This window comes from Amycolatopsis sp. Hca4 (genome assembly GCF_013364075.1).
GTDB lineage: Bacteria > Actinomycetota > Actinomycetes > Mycobacteriales > Pseudonocardiaceae > Amycolatopsis.
The window spans coordinates 1,211,626-1,227,681 of record NZ_CP054925.1 but is presented as its reverse complement, the minus strand read 5'-3'; the positions used below and the strand labels follow the sequence as shown (position 1 = coordinate 1,227,681).

At 73.4% G+C, this 16,056-nt stretch carries 14 protein-coding genes, 1 tRNA gene and 2 pseudogenes; 5 read left to right on the top strand and 12 right to left on the bottom strand.

The window, feature by feature from the left end; genetic code table 11:
* Positions 1-40: 40 nt before the first annotated feature.
* Positions 41-781 carry a sigma-70 family RNA polymerase sigma factor gene (locus HUT10_RS05245; RefSeq protein WP_176170125.1) on the bottom strand — a complete coding sequence of 247 codons (741 nt, stop codon included), beginning with the start codon at positions 779-781 and terminating at the stop codon, positions 41-43.
* A 100-nt stretch (positions 782-881) separates the two neighbouring features.
* The gene (locus HUT10_RS05240) at positions 882-1,304 is read right to left on the bottom strand and encodes a VOC family protein (protein WP_176170124.1); all 423 of its coding nucleotides are present in this window, start codon (positions 1,302-1,304) and stop codon (positions 882-884) included.
* Between the two features lie 22 nt (positions 1,305-1,326).
* On the opposite strand from HUT10_RS05240, the gene HUT10_RS05235 reads away from it, so the two are divergent.
* Complete coding sequence (locus HUT10_RS05235) at positions 1,327-1,983, top strand: GntR family transcriptional regulator (RefSeq protein WP_176170123.1); 657 nt, start codon at positions 1,327-1,329, stop codon at positions 1,981-1,983.
* On the opposite strand, the gene HUT10_RS05230 is transcribed toward HUT10_RS05235, so the two are convergent.
* The 3 genes and pseudogenes from HUT10_RS05230 to HUT10_RS05220 form a co-directional block, all read right to left on the bottom strand.
* Positions 1,980-3,905 (bottom strand): DNA/RNA non-specific endonuclease, encoded by a 1,926-nt coding sequence (locus HUT10_RS05230; RefSeq protein WP_176170122.1) that lies wholly within the window; start codon positions 3,903-3,905, stop codon positions 1,980-1,982. The genes HUT10_RS05235 and HUT10_RS05230 overlap by 4 nt on opposite strands.
* Positions 3,906-4,034: 129 nt before the next feature.
* Positions 4,035-5,653, bottom strand: a pseudogene (locus tag HUT10_RS05225) (CocE/NonD family hydrolase).
* Positions 5,650-6,272: pseudogene (locus HUT10_RS05220) on the bottom strand (TetR/AcrR family transcriptional regulator). The pseudogenes HUT10_RS05225 and HUT10_RS05220 overlap by 4 nt, the downstream one beginning before the upstream one ends.
* A gap of 53 nt (positions 6,273-6,325) precedes the next feature.
* On the opposite strand from HUT10_RS05220, the gene HUT10_RS05215 reads away from it, so the two are divergent.
* The gene (locus HUT10_RS05215) at positions 6,326-7,339 is read left to right on the top strand and encodes a zinc-binding dehydrogenase (RefSeq protein ID WP_176170121.1); all 1,014 of its coding nucleotides are present in this window, start codon (positions 6,326-6,328) and stop codon (positions 7,337-7,339) included.
* A 4-nt stretch (positions 7,340-7,343) separates the two neighbouring features.
* Here HUT10_RS05215 and HUT10_RS05210 read toward each other — a convergent pair whose 3' ends face one another.
* Positions 7,344-8,891, bottom strand: coding sequence for an adenylate/guanylate cyclase domain-containing protein (locus HUT10_RS05210; RefSeq protein WP_254896691.1), 1,548 nt, complete (start codon positions 8,889-8,891; stop codon positions 7,344-7,346).
* Between the two features lie 106 nt (positions 8,892-8,997).
* On the opposite strand from HUT10_RS05210, the gene HUT10_RS05205 reads away from it, so the two are divergent.
* Both HUT10_RS05205 and HUT10_RS05200 read left to right on the top strand, forming a co-directional pair.
* Entirely contained in the window at positions 8,998-9,900 is a 903-nt protein-coding gene (locus HUT10_RS05205; protein WP_176170119.1) for a diiron oxygenase, read from the top strand.
* 1 nt (position 9,901) lies between these two features.
* A complete protein-coding gene (locus tag HUT10_RS05200) occupies positions 9,902-11,371 on the top strand; it encodes an FAD-dependent oxidoreductase (RefSeq protein ID WP_176170118.1) in 1,470 nt (489 codons plus the stop codon).
* A gap of 245 nt (positions 11,372-11,616) precedes the next feature.
* Here HUT10_RS05200 and HUT10_RS50510 read toward each other — a convergent pair whose 3' ends face one another.
* The 3 genes from HUT10_RS50510 to HUT10_RS05190 all read right to left on the bottom strand — a co-directional run bounded on the left by HUT10_RS50510 (position 11,617) and on the right by HUT10_RS05190 (position 13,933).
* Positions 11,617-12,045 (bottom strand): hypothetical protein, encoded by a 429-nt coding sequence (locus HUT10_RS50510; RefSeq protein ID WP_254896690.1) that lies wholly within the window; start codon positions 12,043-12,045, stop codon positions 11,617-11,619.
* Between the two features lie 87 nt (positions 12,046-12,132).
* A complete protein-coding gene (locus tag HUT10_RS05195) occupies positions 12,133-13,836 on the bottom strand; it encodes a hypothetical protein (protein WP_254896689.1) in 1,704 nt (567 codons plus the stop codon).
* Positions 13,837-13,860: 24 nt separating this feature from the next.
* Positions 13,861-13,933, bottom strand: a tRNA-Asn gene (locus tag HUT10_RS05190).
* A gap of 136 nt (positions 13,934-14,069) precedes the next feature.
* On the opposite strand from HUT10_RS05190, the gene HUT10_RS05185 reads away from it, so the two are divergent.
* Positions 14,070-14,678, top strand: a complete 609-nt coding sequence (locus HUT10_RS05185; RefSeq protein WP_176170117.1) for a TetR/AcrR family transcriptional regulator — start codon at positions 14,070-14,072, stop codon at positions 14,676-14,678.
* On the opposite strand, the gene HUT10_RS05180 is transcribed toward HUT10_RS05185, so the two are convergent.
* Genes HUT10_RS05180 through HUT10_RS05170 form a run of 3 tightly spaced genes read right to left on the bottom strand, consistent with a single transcriptional unit; the run spans position 14,632 to position 16,025 of the window.
* Complete coding sequence (locus HUT10_RS05180) at positions 14,632-15,519, bottom strand: class I SAM-dependent methyltransferase (protein WP_176170116.1); 888 nt, start codon at positions 15,517-15,519, stop codon at positions 14,632-14,634. The two genes, HUT10_RS05185 and HUT10_RS05180, sit on opposite strands and share 47 nt — an antisense overlap.
* 1 nt (position 15,520) lies before the next feature.
* Positions 15,521-15,865 carry a glyoxalase/bleomycin resistance/extradiol dioxygenase family protein gene (locus HUT10_RS05175; RefSeq protein WP_176170115.1) on the bottom strand — a complete coding sequence of 115 codons (345 nt, stop codon included), beginning with the start codon at positions 15,863-15,865 and terminating at the stop codon, positions 15,521-15,523.
* Between the two features lies 1 nt (position 15,866).
* Positions 15,867-16,025: a CopG family transcriptional regulator gene (locus tag HUT10_RS05170; protein WP_176170114.1), complete on the bottom strand. Its 159-nt coding sequence runs from the start codon at positions 16,023-16,025 to the stop codon at positions 15,867-15,869.
* Between the last annotated feature and the right edge of the window lie 31 nt (positions 16,026-16,056).

Here is a 16,056-nt window from a genome sequence, read left to right as displayed (position 1 = left end):
GCCGGTGCGTGGAGTGCTCCTCGGCGCCCCGACCTCCGGATCAGCCGGTGAGCCGGGCCGCCGAGCCGGGTAGCTCGCGGTTCGCCTCCACCAGGCCGCGGGTGACCAGCCGGCAGGACGGGCAGCCGGCCACGTGCTCGGCCACGATCGCCGCCCGGCGCGGTGACAGGGCGCCGCGGATCCAGGCGCCCATGCGGCGGCGGGGTTCGCGGCAGCCCGGGTCCTCCGCCTCCGGCACCTGGACCTGCAGGTAGGCCTGCCGCAGCCCTTCACGGGCCCGCATCGCCAGCGCCGAGACGCTGTTCGGCGAGAGCCCGAGCGACGGTGCCACCTCCGTCGGTGTGCCGCCCTCGGCCTCCGTGCGCCAGAGCACCGTCCGCCAGCGGCCGGGCAGCGTGCAGTAGGCCGACCACACCAGCCGCGCGTTGGAGCGGTGCAGCGCGAGTTCGTCGGCGCCACCGGCGGCCGCTTCGGGGACGGTGGCCCACAGCTCCACCCGGCTGCGCTGGCGGCTCCACCGCGCCACCAGGTTGCGCAGCGTCACGACGAGGTAGGGTCGCAGCTCGTCCTGCGGCCCGCCACCGGCCCGCACGATCGTGAACACCCTGGCGAACGTCTCGGCCACCAGGTCGTCCCGCTCGGCGGGCTGCCGCGCCCAGGCCCCGGCCGTCCGCCGCAGCGGCTCGAGGTGCCGCCGGAAGAGCCGCCCGGCCGCGTCGAGGTCACCGGCCCGCAGGGCGGCGAGCAGCACGGCGTCCGGCTCGTCGTCGGCTGGTTCCATCAGTTCTCCCGGGGTCAGGCACGCTCCGCGACTCCCGGGTACCCAAAGTGAGCGGGGGTGTGGTGTCCGTGACCGCCGGTCGGCCCGATCGGGTGGTCGGTCAGGCCGCGAACACCTGGGAATCGTCGGCGAAGGCCTTGAACTCCAGGGCGTTGCCCGCCGGGTCGAGCAGGAACATCGTCCACTGCTCGCCGGTCTGGCCGGCGAAGCGGACGTACGGCTCGATCACGAACTCCGCCTCCGCGGCCCGCAGGCGCTCGGCCAGGGCCTGGAACTGCGGGATCGTGAGGATCAGACCGAAGTGCGGCACCGGCACGTCGTGGCCGTCGACCGGGTTGTGCACCCGCTGCGGCCCGGCCGGCGCGAGGTGCGTGACGAACTGGTGGCCGTGCAGGTTCCAGTCGACCCAGGTGTCCGCGCTGCGGCCCTGCTCGAGGCCGAGGACTTCGCCGTAGAACCGCCGGGCCGCGGCCAGGTCGTCGACCGGCATCGCCAGGTGGAACCGGGGGAGGGAGGGAGTCATGTCTGAATGTTAACATTGCGACATGAGTGGTTCGCTGGTTCCCGCCCGGCGCCGCGGGCTGGCCGACGAGGTCGCGGACCGTATCCGGGAGGCGATCTTCGGCGGTGTCTACGCCCCCGGCCGCCAGCTGCGCGAAGTCGAGCTGGCGGAAGCGCTGGGCGTCAGCCGCGGCCCGGTAAGGGAGGCGCTGCTGAGGCTGGAGCGCGAAGGTCTCGTCCGCGGCGAGTGGCATCGCGGCACCACCGTCACCTCGCTGTCCGAGGAGGACGTCGCCGAGCTGGACAGCCTGCGGGCCGCCCTCGAGCACCTCGCCGTCGAGCGGGTCGTCGAGCACGCGGGTGAAGAAGCACTGGCCGCGCTCGACGCGGTGGTCAGCCGGATGGACCGCGCGCTCGACGAGCACGAAATGGTCCGGTGCGACCTCGAGTTCCACGACGCGGTGTACGCCGCCGCCGGGCACCGCCGGCTGCTCGAGGCCTGGCAGGCGATCCGCTCGCAGGTGCACCTGTTCCTGCTCACCCGGATCGGCCTGGCCACCGAGGGCTACCTGGCGGGCATCCCCGCGGAGCACCGCGAACTCGTCGCGGCCCTGCGCACCGGGGAGCGCGAGACGGCGCTCGTGCTCTTCGCCGAGCACCGCCGCCACGCGTTCGAAATCCTCAGTGGACGGACGAGCTAGAGCACCAGGTCCGCCGCCGTGCGGATCTCCTGGGCCTGGCTCGTGGACTCCAGGCCGGCCAGCGGGTCGGCAGCTTCGAGCTCACCGAACGACAGGCCGGTCAGCTCGGCGATCCGGCGGACCGGCACCTGGTACGTGCGGTAGGCGCCGTAGTCGAACTCGGTCGCCGCTTCCAGGCCGTGGATGAGCTCTTCCTGGCTCAGCAGGTACGCCGTCGCCGAGAGGGTGCCGTCCGTCTTCACCATCGCGACCACCTTCCAGAACTGGCGGGGCAGCTGGACACCGCGGTAGTGGTCGTCGTCCGCGGCCAGCACCGGGCCGGTCACCACACTCACCTTGAGGCCGAAGTTGGCCGCGTTGTTCAGCACGTAGTCCTCGAGCCCGGCCCACGTGGTCTTGTTCTGGTTGAAGTCCTTGTGCTGCGGCGAGCAGTTCGTGAAGTGGAACGTGTCGTCGTTGCCGAGCTGCGCGACCGCCTCGGTCGCGCCCCACGCCGGGTCGAGCCGGCGGACCAGGTGCCCGCGGTCCAGCGGGTTGTCGCGGTAGATCTCCTCGCCGATCTGCTCGGTCACGGCCACGCGCGGGTCGAGGGACCAGTGGTCGGCTTCGCGCCGCAGCGCCCGGCTGGTGCGCCCGTCGATGTTGACCATGGTGAACATCGCCAGCCGCCGCTCCCGGTGCATGACGACGCTGAAGTGGTGGTACGGCAGGACGTACCGCGGCTCGCCGGTGGCCTGGCGGTTGACCGCCGCCAGCGGGAGCAGCGTCTCCGACAGGCCGGGCAGCGGGACGGTGTGCCCGGGCAGGAAGGCCGGGTCGTACCCTTCGCGGTTCGAGTAGTCCGGGTCGATCCGCCCGCTCAGCGGTTCGGCGCGCAGCCGGATGTCGAACGGCATCGACAGCGTCAGCACCGGCGCAGAACCGTTGGCCGCGGCCGGCAGCGCGCGTTCCGGGCGGGTGGCCAGCCCGTCGAGCAGTGCCTGCTGCGCCGGCGGGAACGACTGCCCCCGCAGGAACTTCAGCAGCTTGCTGACCCGGATGCCTTCGTTGAGGAACCCGCCGTACTCCGCGTGGCCCGCCGCCGGGACGCTGGCGTGGTGCAGCGCCACGACCTCCCACTGGTCGTTGAACACCGGCGACCCGGACGACCCGGGTTCGGTGTCGGTTTCGTAGTGCAGGAAGTCGTCGAGGACGTCGACGACCCGGTTTTCCCGCAGCGCGACCTGCTTCTTGCCGCCGCCGGGGTGCTGCACGATGGTGACGAAGTCGCCGACGATCGCCTTGCCCTCGCTGCCGATCAGCCGGTTGAAGCCGAAGGGGCGCAGTTCGCCATCGGCCGCTTTCACCGCGACGAGCGCGAAATCGAGCCCTTGGTCGGCGGCGAAGAAGCGGTCCGGGTCGAGCGGGAACGCCCGCACCGGCCGGGGCAGGCCGTCCACGCCGTCCTGGTAGTCGAACTCGACGACGCTGAACCCGGCGGTCTCCGCGTCCGGCAGCACGTGGTGGTTGGTGAGCAGCAGTTCCGGTGACACCAGCGATCCCGTGCCGTAGCCGATCAGCCTGCCCTGGGCGTTGCGGATGTTCACCCGGCCGACGGCGCCCGAAGCCGTGACGCCGCCTTCGAGGTAGCCGACCCCGAGCAGGTCGTCGGTGAGGACGATGCGTTCGAGGATCGCGCCCGCGGCCGTCATCGCCGCCGGGTCGCCCGCCGCGATCGCCGCCGGGCTCACCGGCCGGATGTCGGGGTAGTAGCGGCCGAGCCGGTCGATCCGGGTCGCCACCCGGCTCGGCTCGTCGGCCTCGGCGATGCCGCCGGGCTTGCGCAGCAACGCGATCTTGGCCTGCCGCTCGCCGGTGCGGTCCGCGGCCCGCGCGGCCGCGGCCTGCTCCTGTTCGGACTGCCGGTCCGTGTTGACGTCCACGATGCCTCCCCGCGAGCGAGCCGGAAACATCGCGTTAGTCGCGCACCCGGGAGGCGCGTTACACGATTCTCGGCGCGTCGCCGGGAATTCTTTTTCAATCCACTTCGCCGTGTTTTCGCGGTATGGCCGTCATTTCCGTGAATCACGCACGGGAAGCACGATCGCCGACGCGTGCGCGGGGTCGTGGTGCACCTCCTGGTCCGCCGCGCGCAGCGTGACGGCGGTGGCGTGGGGTTCCCCGGTGCCGGGATTGCGGGCGTAGCGCGGGAAAGCGCCGCTGGAAACCTGCACCCGGATGCGGTGCCCGCGCCGGAACCGGTGCGCCGTCGGCCACAGCCGGACCGTGACGGCGGCGAGTTCGTCCGCGGTCCGCAGGCTGGTGAGGCCGTCGCAGACGTTGACCGAACGGCCGTCCGGGCCGACGTCGCAGAGCCGGACGAACACGTCGGCGAAGGGCAGGCTGGAGCGGAACCAGATCTCCGCGTGGACGTCCCCGATCACTTCGACGTCTTCGGCCAGCACGGCCGTGGTGTAGGTGAGGACGTCGGCGCGCGCTTCGAGCGCGGCGTTGTCCACCCGGCCCGCGTCGGGGGCCATGCGCACGCCGCCGGCCGCGGGGGTCGGGTCCGCCGGGTCGTAGCGGTAGCGGTCCGGCTCGGACCCGCCGGGTTCCCCCGGCGCCAGCACCCCGCCCGCCTGCAGGTGGAACCGTTGCGGTGCATAGCCTTCCGGCGGCCAGGACGCGAAGTCCCGCCAGGCTTCCGCACCCATGACGAACAACCGGACCGGCGCCCGCTCCGGGGTTCCTCGCCGCGGGCGTGCGCGAGCCCGAACCCGAGCGTTTCCCGGAGCGTCTCGCCCGTGCTGGCGAACAGGTTGCCGGTGTGGGTCCACGGCCCGACCGTCAGGCGCGGCCGCCTGCCCAGCTCCTGCAGCGTGCGGAAGTCGCGCAGCTGCCCGGGCAGGAAGATGTCGTACCAGCCGGCGACCGAGCTGACCGGCACCGTGACGTCCGCGACCCGGCGCCGGTGGTCGACCTCCGCCCAGCGCGGGTGGTGTTCGGTGTGGGTGAGGATGTCCTGGATGTAGTCGGAGCGGTGGCCGATCGCGACGACGTCGGCCTGAGCGAGTGGCAGCGTGTGCAGCGCCCGCTCGAGCCTCTTCGCCTGGCTGCGCTGCCGGAGCAGCGAAAACCGGCGTTCCTGGACCGCGACCTGGACGCCCCACCCGAACGGCGTTTCGAGCGAAAGGCCGTCCTCGCGCAGGAACTCCAGCGTCAGCCCGGACTCGGTGACCTGCGGGACCATCGCCTTCACCTGCGGCGGCAGGCGATCGGCGACCGCCCACTGCACGTACCCGAGGTAGCTGGGGCCGACGAGCACGATCGCGTCGCCGGACCACGGCTGCTCCACCACCCAGTCCAGGGTCGCGAGGCCGTCTTCGCGTTCCTGCCGCAGCGGGTCGAAGACGCCGCCGGAGCCGAAGCCGCCCCGGGTGCTCTGGATCAGCACCTGGAACCCGCGTTCGGCCAGCGGGCGCGCCAGGAGGGCCCCGAACACACCCCGGCGGCCGTAGGGCGTGCGCACCAGCGCGAGCGGCAGCCCGTCCCCGCCGGTGCGGGGTGCCCACCGGTCGGCGAGCAGCGCGACGCCGTCGGGCATCGGGACGCGCAGGTCCCGCTGGACGGCGAGGCGCCGGGTGACCGGCGCGGGCAGCTTCAGCAGGCGTTCGACGAGACGGCTGATCACCGGACGTCCTCCTTCGTGATCATCGCGGTGACGACCGAGTGCATCCGCAGCAGCCGTCCGGCGAACTCTTCCGGGTCGAGCGGGTCCGGCCCGTCGACGACCCACGCGTTGACGACCGCCCCGGCCCCGCCGGTCAGGAAGGTGGCCAGGTCCGCGACCGCATCGGCGTCGGGTCGGCCGCCGAGCGCGCGGCCGAGGTTCTCGCGGTTGAACGGGAGGAACAGGCCGGTCAGCGCCTTGTTGAGGGCGTACGCGGACGCCCCGGTCAGCAGCGCGCGGTAGAAGCGCCGGTACCGGCGAAGTGCCGGCCCAGCGCCAGCACCGAGCCGTGCTCGTCGGACGCGGCGGCGAGGCCGCCCCGCTCGCCGAGCAGTTCCCGGCGGACGAGGTCGAGCGCGGCCTCCAGCAGCAGCGCGTCCCGGTCGCCGAACTGCTGGTACAGCACCTGGCGGCTGACGTCCGCGGCCTCCGCGATCTCGGACACGGTGACGGCGGTGGAGTCGCGTTCGGACACGAGCTCGACGGCGGCCCGCATCAACGCCGCGCGCGACCGGCGCACCCGCCGGTCCTTGGCGGGCGCTTCGGTGGTCCAGTCGGTCACGCGGTCGATGATGGACATCTGTCAAGAAAATAGCAAATGTTCGCGAACGGGCCGCGTGCGAGGATGCGGCCATGGCGTCGACGATGCGGGCTTTCGTGCTCACCGGTCCGCGGGAGTACTCGGTGCAGGAAGTCCCCGCGCCGCGGGCGGTGGCGGGCGAGGTCGTCGTCGACGTGGAACGGGCCGGGGTCTGCGGCACCGACGTCGAGTTCTTCACCGGCGCGATGGCCTACCTGCACCAGGGGCACTCGGCCTACCCGATGCGGCTGGGCCACGAGTGGGCGGGCACCGTCACCGCGGTGGGGGAGGGCGTGGACCCGGCCTGGCTGGGCCGCCGGGTCATGGGCGACACCATGCTCGGCGACCGGACGTGCCGCCGCTGCCGCCGGGGCCACCAGCACACCTGCGAACGTCGCCAGGAGGTCGGCATCCGCGGCGGCCGGGCCGGCGCGCTGGCCGAAAAGCTCGCCGTACCCGCGTGGTCGCTGCACGCCCTGCCCGACGCGGTGGACGCCGTGCTCGGCGCCCTGGTCGAACCGGGCGGCAACGCCCTGCGCGCGGCCCGCGCGGCCGAGGTCGGCGGGGGCGATCGGGCCCTCGTGCTCGGCCCGGGGACGATCGGGCTGCTCACGGCGATGTTCCTGCGCGCCGCGGGCGCCGAAGTGCACCTGCTGGGGGTCGGCTCCCTCGAGTTCGCCCGCGGCTTGGGTTTCCCGCACGCGTGGACCCGGGAGACCCTGCCGGACCTGCCGTTCGACGCGGTCGTCGACGCGACCGGCGCGGCCGGCTCACCCGCGCTGGCCGTGGAGCTGGTGGAGCCCGCGGGCCGGGTCGTCTACATCGGACTGTCCGGGGAACCCAGCCGGCTCGACACGCGCGCGCTGGTGCTGAAGGACGTCACCGCGGTCGGGGTGCTGTCCGCGTCACCCGGCTTGGCGGAGACGATCGCCGCGTACGCGAGCGGTGCCGTCGATCCGCGGCCGCTCGTCGCGGCGACCGTCGGCATCGGTGACGTCGGCGCCGTGCTCGCCGGGGAGCGGACCGGCGGCGCGGGCCCGAAGGTCCACATCGACCCGCGGCGCTGATCGCTCAGCTCGACCGCGGCGAGGCGAGCGTCGTCGGCCGGCTGCGGCCGCGCAGGGTGACGTCTTCGGTCGCCGTCCAGCGCGCGGCTTCGTCCGCGGCCGCGGCCTCGACGGCCGTCCACGAGGCGAGCAGGCGGCCGGGCGCGTTCTTGGCCAGCTCGGTCAGCCGCGCAGCTTCGTTGACCGGGTCGCCGATCACCGTGTACTCGAAGCGGCGCGGGTCGCCGACGTTCCCCGCCACGGCGTCGCCGGTGGCCACGCCGATGCCGGCCGGGCCGTCCGGCACCTCGGCGGCCAGCCGGCGGGCGATCGCGCGGCCGGCGGCCAGCGCGCAGGTGGCGTGGTCGCCCAGCGGCGCGGGAGCGCCGAACACGGCCAGCGCGGCGTCGCCGACGAACTTGTTGACCAGCCCGTGGTGCCGGTCGACCTCGTCGACCACCACCGCGAAGAACCGGTTGAGCAGGCCGACGACCTCCTCCGGCGGCCGGCTGGCGGCCAGTGCCGTCGACCCGACCAGGTCCACGAACAGCACCGACACCGTCCGGACCGTGCCGCCCAGCCCGGACGGGGTGCGCATGGCCTCGACCGCGACCTCGTGCCCGACGTGCCTGCCGAACAGGTCGCGCAGCTGTTCGCGTTCGGCCAGCCCGGCGGTCATGTCGTTGAAGCCGGCCTGCAGCAGGCCCAGCTCGGTGTCGTCGTAGACCGGGATCCGGGCGGTGAAGTCCCCGGCCCGCACCCGGCCGAGCGCGTCGCGCACCGACGAGATCGGGCCCACCACCGAGCGGGCGGTGAACACGGTGACCAGCAGCCCGAAGCACAGCACGACCAGCCCGAGCGCGATCACCGACACGGCCAGCTTCGTGGTGGAGACGTCGCCGCGCACCCAGGCCAGCACCGCGGTGACGACCAGCCCGGCCACCGGCACCCCGGTACCCAGGCACCAGAACAGCAGCATCCGCCGGTTGACGCCGCCGTTGACCGGACGCGGCGGTGTGGTGCCCGCCAGCGCCAGCGCCGCGTACGGCCGCAGCGCGAACTCGCCGAAGAGGTAGGCGATCGCGCAGACGACGACCGCGGCGAAAGCGACCACGAGGAACTCGGTGAGCACGACCTCCGGCTGCACGAGGGCCGCGAGCCCGCCGAAGAGCAGCGTCGCGATGCCCCACAGCACGGCCTGCACGGCCGTCAGCCGCAACGGGACGCGCAGGCTCGCGGCGCGTTCGGCGTCGGTCGGCTGCCTTCCTTCGGCCGCCCAGTGCAGCGTGCGGAGGGCGCCGCGCGTGCCCCACAGCGTGCCGGCGACGACCGCCGAAACGACGTACAGGGGTACTGCGATCGCAGTGACGCGGACGAGTTCGCCGGACATCCCCGGCGCCGGCATCAGCAGCGCCGCGAGGCCGACGACGACCAGCGCACCGATCACGTTGGTGGCGATCAAAGTGGCCGTGAGCAGGCGCTGGACGCGCCGGCGGAGCAGGGTGGCGTGCTCGTCGACCGGCCCGAGCAGGCCGGAGCCGAACGGCTTTGCCGTGGCGCGTCCTGGGTTCACCATCCGAGTGTACAGTCGTTCACTCAATTGCCCCGCGACGGGCTTCCGAGTATGTGTTACGGTTGGTAACAGTGAACTTCGGTAACACCTGACGAGGAGGTCGGTCGTGACCAGCATCAGCGAATCGGGCGTGTCGGACCGGGAGACCGTGGCGCGGCGGCTGCTCGACTCGTCGGAGCAGCTGTCCTACGACCCCGTCAAGGAGGTCGACTGGGAGACGCCGCTCGACACGGGCTACCACGGCGCGAGCCCGGAGTGGAGCACGCTGTACGGCACCTCCTACTGGGACGACATGACCCCGGAGCAGCAGCGCGAGCTGACCCGCCAGGAGGCGGCGTCGGTGGCCAGCACCGGGATCTGGTTCGAAATGATCCTGCAGCAGATGGTCCTGCGCGACTTCTACGCCAAGGACCCCACCGACCCGGCGTTCCAGTGGGCGCTGACCGAGATCGCCGACGAGTGCCGTCACTCGATCATGTTCGCCCGCGGCGCGGCGAAGCTGCGGGCACCCGCCTACCGGCCGCGCCGGTTCGTCGTCGAGCTGGGCCGCGTCTTCAAGGCCACCGCGACCGGCGAAGCCGCGTACGCGGCGATCCTGGTGGCCGAAGAGGTCCTCGACGTCATGCAGCGCGACTGGATGCGCGACGAGCGCGTGGTCCCGTTCGTGCGGACCATCAACAACATCCACGTCGTGGAGGAGTCGCGGCACATGAAGTTCGCCCGCGAGGAGACCCGCGAGCGGCTGCGCGGCGCCGGCTGGCTGCGGCGGCAGGTCAACGGCCTGGTCGTCGCGATCGCGTCGTACTTCATCGTGACGAGCATGGTGAACGCCAAGGTCTACGAGAACGCGGGCCTGGATGGCAAGCGCGCGCGGCGCGAGGCGAAGGCCAACGAGCACCACAAGTCGATGCTGCGCTCCAGCTGTGCCGGGCTGATGGAGTTCCTGCACTCGGCCGGCCTGCTCACCAAGCCGTCGCTGTGGTTCTACAAGCGCGCGAGCCTGATCTGAGATGGCCTTCGCGATCACCCAGACCTGCTGCGCCGACGCGTCCTGCGTGTCGGTCTGCCCGGTCAACTGCATCCACCCGACACCGGACGAGCCGGACTTCGGGACGACGGACCTGCTCTACATCGACCCGGCCACCTGCATCGACTGCGGCGCCTGCGCGGACGCCTGCCCGGTCGACGCGATCTTCCCGGCCGGCGACCTGACCGGGCCGCTGCGGGCCTACGAGCAGATCAACGCCGAGTACTACGCGGGCCGGGACGTCCTCGCCGACGTCTCGGTGGCCCCGAACTTCCACCGCTGGTCGCCGCCGTCGTTCGCGCGGGTGCTGCCGAGCGACTTCGCGCCGCTCGACGTCGCCGTCGTCGGCACCGGCCCGGCGGGGATGTACGCGGTCGAAGACCTGCTGCTGCACACCAACGCCCGGGTGACGCTCGTCGACCGCCTGCCCGTGGCCGGCGGCCTGATCCGCTACGGCGTCGCGCCGGATCACCCGTCGACGAAGAAGATCGGCGAGACGTTCGCGCGGTTCCACGACCACCCGCGGCTGCGCCTGCGGCTCGGCGTCACGGCCGGTCCCGAGCTGGCCGACCGGCACGACGCGGTGATCTACGCGGTCGGCGCCACGGAGGCCCGGCGCCTCGGCGTCCCGGGCGAGGACCTGCCCGGCAGCCTGCCGGCCGCGACGGTCGTCGGCTGGTACAACGGCCACCCGGACGTCGAGCCGGACGCGGTCGACCTGTCGGCCGAGCGCGTGGTGGTCGTGGGCACGGGCAACGTGGCCCTGGACATCGCCCGCATCCTCACGGCGGACCCGGACGAGCTCGCCGAGACGCCGATCGCGCCGGACGCACTGGCGCGGCTGCGGTCGGCCAAGGTCCGCGAAGTGGTGTTGCTGGCCCGCCGCGGCCCGGAGACGGCGGCGTACACGCGCCCGGAGCTCCTGGCCCTCGCGGCCCGCGGCGGCCTGGTGGTGGACACGCACGACCCGCGCGTTCCGGCGGCCATCGACGCCGCGGAGCCGGGGGAGAAGGCGGCGTGGCTGCGGGGGGTGCCGCGGGAGCGGGTGGACTGGTCGGTGCCGCCGCCGGAGGGCCGCCGGATCGTGCTGCGGTTCCACTCGGCACCGCTGGAGTCCGGCGGCGACACGGAGGTCCGCGCGGTGGTGACGTCGGGCCCGTCGGGTGCGGTGGAGATCCCGGCGGGGCGCGTGGTCCGGGCGGCGGGGTTCCGCGGGGTGCCGGTGCCGGGACTGCCGTTCGACGAGGAGGCGGGGATCGTGCCGAACGCGGCGGGCCGCGTGTCCGGGCGGCCGGGGGTGTACGTGGCGGGCTGGATCAAGCGCGGCCCGTCGGGCGGCATCGGCGCGAACAAGGCCTGCGCCCGGGAGACGGTGGGCGCCCTGCTGGAGGACGCGGTGGCCGGGCGCCTCCCGGCCCGGCGGAAAACGGCGAGGTTTTTCAGCCGAGCCTAAGCGGCATGAAGGGGCCGAGGCTGCTCCCGGCCGAAGCTGCGGTCACGCCGGGATTGCTCGGCCGAGCCCGAGCGGCTGCCGAGGAGCGAGGCTGGGTTTCCGGCCGCGCCCGAGCGGCTGCCGGGGCGGGGCTGGCTTCCCGGCCGCGCCTGAGCGGCTGCCGGGGCGGGGCTGGTTTCCCGGCCGCGTCCGAGCCTCTGCCGGAAACTCGTGGGAACGGGTTTCCGGTCGCGTCGGCGCGCGGGTTACCGGCACCAGTGCGGCCCGGTCGTCCAGCCGAGCAGCCGCCGTCCCGAGCCGTCCGGCAGTGTGCCGTCCGGCGAAAACCGCGCGCCCTCGACCACCGCCGCCAGGCCGGTCACCGCCGGGCCGAACCGGTGCTGCAGCCCCGCCTGCGTCACCAGCTCACCCAGCTGCGCCACCGCGGCGCGCTGCTCGTCTTCGCCGCGGAAGCTCAGGAAGAAGATCGCCTGCCGCCAGGCGTACGCGATGTTCTTGAGCAGCTGCCGGTCCCACGACCGCTGTCCCGCGAGGCGGCGCACCACCCAGGTGAACACCCGGCCGGCCAGGCCGGGATCCAGGCGCGACCGCAGGTCCAGCGTCTCCGCCGGCACCGCGAGGTTGTGCGTCGTGAGGATCTGGCTCTGCTCGATCACCATCCCGTTGCCCGCCACCGACCGCCGCCGTCGGCCCGCCCGGGCCTCGCAGGCCGCCGCGAAGTCGTCCGCCGTGCGTCGCAGCAGCCTGCGCGGCGGGGCCGGTCACCCCTCCGGGAGGTCGTAGTAGCGCGCGTACAGCGTGCCCGCCATGACCCGGCTCGCCGTCGCCGCCGCCGCGCGCCACTTCTCCGTGAAGGTGCCCACGAAGATGTCGGCGGCCAGTTCCTCCAGCAGCGGCATCGGCACCCCGGCCTGCTTCGCCAGGGCGCCGAGCTCGCGCAGCAGCGTGTTCGGCAGGATCGCCTGCGGAAAGGCCCCGAGCGCCAGCAGCACCGTCTGCGTCAGCGTCTGCCGCGCGGCCCCGGCGACGTCCGGACGCCGGGCGCGGAACGGCTCCAGCGCCCGGATCCAGGGCAGTTCCTCCAGCCGGACCTGGTGCTCGAGGTCGAGCAGCAGCAACCCCCGGCGACGGCGGAAGGCGGCGTAGGTCTGCGCGTACAACACCGCCAGCCGCTCGTCCTCGAGGTTCGCCGCCATCAGCTGGGCGGTGAGCTGCGGCAGCACCACCGCCAGGACGTCGCCCGAGGTGATCACCCCGCGTTCGACCAGCTCTTCGACCGGCGCTTCGAGCGCCCGCGTCACCTTCGCGACCAGGTGCGGCGGCACGGCGTCCGCCGGCTCGACGACCGGGTCGAGCGCCGGGAGGCCACCGTCGCCGGGGTAGGCGTCGAGGCGGCCGGCCAGGACGGCCGCGAGCTCGGCGTGCGTCGGGCGCGCGGCCACCGCCGCCTGCACCGACCGCAGGGCCGCCCGCCGCTCCGAACCCGGCTCGCCGTGCCGGGTGATCGTGTTGGCCAGTGCCCGGCGGATCCAGCCGACGTCCCGGCCGGTGAGCCGCGCACTCGCGAACTGGCACAGGGTGAGCGCCCGGTACAGCCGGGCGAAGTTGCTCTTCGGCTGCCGGTGGGACGTCGACGCCCGGTGCCGCGCGCACGCCGTCGCGTAGTCCGCGAGCCACTGCGCGCGCCGCGAACCCCAGCCCTCGGGCCATGTCCGGCACGGCCAGCCGCCGGTGACGCCGGCTTCGGTCAGCCGCGGCAGCTCGCCCTCGACGGTCTCCGCCCAGAGCGCCACCAGCCGGTCGTAGAGCGGGTGCCACACCCGCAGCGTCTCCAGCATCGCCGCGATCGCGGGCTTGGTCTTCGCCGACCGCAGGGTTTCGCGGACCTCGCCGACCGTGGCCAGCCGCACCAGCGCGCCGGACGGCCGCGGGACCGCGCCGGGGAGCGGGGCCAGCCGCAGCCGGTGCAGGAGCGGCCGCAGCTCGGCGATGAGGTCGAGGGCGGCCTCGGCGTGCCCGTGGTCGAGCAGCCAGGCGGCCACCGGCAGCGCCGCGTCCTCCGGCACCTCGACCCGGTAGGCCTCGGTGGCCAGTGCGGTGCGCAGGGCGGCGAGCCCGCTGTCGGTGAGGTGGCCGAGGTTGACGCGCTCCCGGTCGGTGCGGCCCGGCGTGCCGGCGGGCACGGCGGCGAGTTCGTCCGGGCGCACCGGCACCTCGGCGAGGTACCGGCCGGTGGCGAACCCGCCGTGGGCGACCTCGAGGGTCACCCACACCGGGGTGTCCGCGACCGGCGTCCGCGAGCCGACGCCCAGTGACCCGTCGGCCATCCCGGCGAGCACCGCCCGCCACCGCGCCGCCGTGGCGTCGGCGCGCCGGCGGACTTCGGCGTCCTGTGTGGACGAAGCGGTGCGCAGGGCGCGTTCGAGCTGCCCGTAGGCGTACCCGCGCGACACCTCCGGTGCCATGTGGACTCCCCCTGGTGGAACGAGACTTGGAGGCAGGATTCGAACCTGCGCCCTCCCGGAGAACAGCCGGGTGTTCTGCCTGCTGAACTACTCCAAGCTGCGGGGACCCGAGCCGTCGGGGTTTCCCGCACCGGAAGGGTAAACCGCCGCGCGGACGTGCTGCGACTGACTTTTCGGCGCCGCTCGGGTTAGGATTAATCCGAATAAAAGTCAGGTTCAGCTTTGGGGAGCGGATGACCGACAGCCGGCTGCGCCGCGTGCCGCGCCAGGCGCGCTCGCGCGAGAAGGTGGCCAAGGTGCTCGCGGCCGCCGATCGCCTGCTCGGCGAGGAAGGCGTCGAAGCGCTGACGACGACCCGGGTCGCCGCCGAGGCCGGGATCTCGGTGGGGGCGCTGTACCAGTACCTGCCCGACCGCGACGCCATCGCCGAGGCGCTGGGCGAGCTCTACCTCGCCCGGCTGGAAGAGCTGATGGACTCGTTCGCCGAGCAGGCGGCGCGGGAGACCTGGGCGGATCCCGTCGGCCTGCTCGTCGACGCCTTCGCCGGGCTCTACCGCGCGGAACCCGGGTTCCGCGCGCTGTGGTTCGGCCGCGGCCTCACCGACGGAACCCGGGAAGCCGACCTCGCGCACAAGCGCGTGATGGCCACCGGCGTGCACCGCATCCTGGTCGCCCAGCAGCTGCTGCGCGACGACTACCCGGCCGCGGTGGCGTGCCGCACCGCGTTCCTCGCCGCCGACGCGGTGATCCAGGAGGCGTTCCGCGGCGACGGTGCCACCGAGCTGCTGGAGCCGGTCAAGACGATGCTGCGGGCGTACCTGCAGCTGCAGCCCCGGCCGTAGGTCCCGTGGTGGCGACGAGGAACTCCTCGCCACGGGCGATCCGGAGCCCGTCCGCGCGGCCCGCGAAGTACCGCGATTCCAGCTCGGCGGCCGACACGTGGACGGCGTCGCGGAACCCGGCCTCCCGGGCCATCGCGAGCATTTCCGCCGGCGAGAACGAGCTGACGAACGGCGTCCCCGCGGCCGCGGCTTTGCTCGCCGTGGCCTCGTGCCGGGCGCGCTCGCCGTCGCCGAGCAGCTCCGCCGGGAGCATGAACGTCATCGCCAGCGTGGAACCGGGGGCGAACCCGGCGATCCGGCGCAGTGTGGCCGCGTTCGCCGCCTCGGTCAGGTACATGCTGACGCCGGTGGAGGCGACGACCGCCGGTTCGCCCGGCGCGAAGCCCGCGGCCGTGAGCCGGTCCCACCACGACGCCGTCTCGAAGTCGACCGGCACGAAGTGCAGCCAGTCCGGGACGCCGAGGCCCAGTTCGGCCAGCCGGGCGCGTTTCCACGCCTGCGGACCGGGTTGGTCCACTTCGTACACCCGCAGGCGGCCCGCGAGTTCCGGACGGCGCTGGGCGAAGGTGTCCAGCCCGGCCCCGAGGATCACGTACTGGCCGACACCGCGCGCCGCCTGTTCGGCGACGAGGTCCTCGACGAACCGGGCCCGGGCGACCATGCCGGCCCGGTAGCGGCCGGCGGTGGCCGGGTCCATGTCGTCGCGGTGCCGCCAGCCCTCGCCCGGATCGGCCAGCCGCAGGCCCACCTCGTCGGCGAACACGTGCGGCGGCGGATCGACGGCGACGTGCAGGGCCCGCCACAGCGCGGTCCGCACCGCCGTGCTGTCCGGCGCGGCCACGTCAGGCCGCACCCGGAGCCGACAGCGTCCACGTCCGCCCGTCCGGGTCGCGGACGGTCATTTCCCTGGTGCCGAAGTGGGTCTCTTCGAACGGAGTGACCACCTCGACGACGTCGCCGGCCTCGAACTTCTCCGCGTCCGGGACCTTGAACACGATCTGCGTCCGCGGTTCCTGGGTTTCGGGCACCTCGGCGATGAACAGCCAGGGACCGTCGCCGTTGCGCAGCTGCCCGGAGTTGTGGTCGGTCGCGAAGTCGATCTCGTAGCCCAGCGCCTGGAAGAACTTGGCCGCCTTGCCCCAGTTGTGCGTTTCCAGGTACATCGCCTCGATGCCCTCGGTCGTCATGTCAGTGCTCCTCTTCGGAATCGGTCTCGAGGTAGGCGCGCAGCGCGGCGGCGACGAGCGCCGAAAGCGACTGTTCGGTTTCGACGGCGCGGAGCTTGACCTGCCGGATCAGCCCGATCGGCAGGTACACGTTGAACTGCTTGACGTCTTCATCGCCCACGAGCCGAGGCTAGCATGCTAGCAAGCTAACT

What these genes read in the sequence shown, in the direction of transcription:
- HUT10_RS05245 (WP_176170125.1), bottom strand. Translation starts at nt 781, where the DNA reads ATGGAACCAGCCGACGACGAGCCGGACGCCGTGCTGCTCGCCGCCCTG.
- HUT10_RS05240 (WP_176170124.1), bottom strand. Translation starts at nt 1,304, where the DNA reads ATGACTCCCTCCCTCCCCCGGTTCCACCTGGCGATGCCGGTCGACGAC.
- HUT10_RS05235 (WP_176170123.1), top strand. Translation starts at nt 1,327, where the DNA reads ATGAGTGGTTCGCTGGTTCCCGCCCGGCGCCGCGGGCTGGCCGACGAG.
- HUT10_RS05215 (WP_176170121.1), top strand. Translation starts at nt 6,326, where the DNA reads ATGGCGTCGACGATGCGGGCTTTCGTGCTCACCGGTCCGCGGGAGTAC.
- HUT10_RS05200 (WP_176170118.1), top strand. Translation starts at nt 9,902, where the DNA reads ATGGCCTTCGCGATCACCCAGACCTGCTGCGCCGACGCGTCCTGCGTG.
- HUT10_RS05195 (WP_254896689.1), bottom strand. Translation starts at nt 13,836, where the DNA reads ATGGCACCGGAGGTGTCGCGCGGGTACGCCTACGGGCAGCTCGAACGC.
- HUT10_RS05185 (WP_176170117.1), top strand. Translation starts at nt 14,070, where the DNA reads ATGACCGACAGCCGGCTGCGCCGCGTGCCGCGCCAGGCGCGCTCGCGC.
- HUT10_RS05175 (WP_176170115.1), bottom strand. Translation starts at nt 15,865, where the DNA reads ATGACGACCGAGGGCATCGAGGCGATGTACCTGGAAACGCACAACTGG.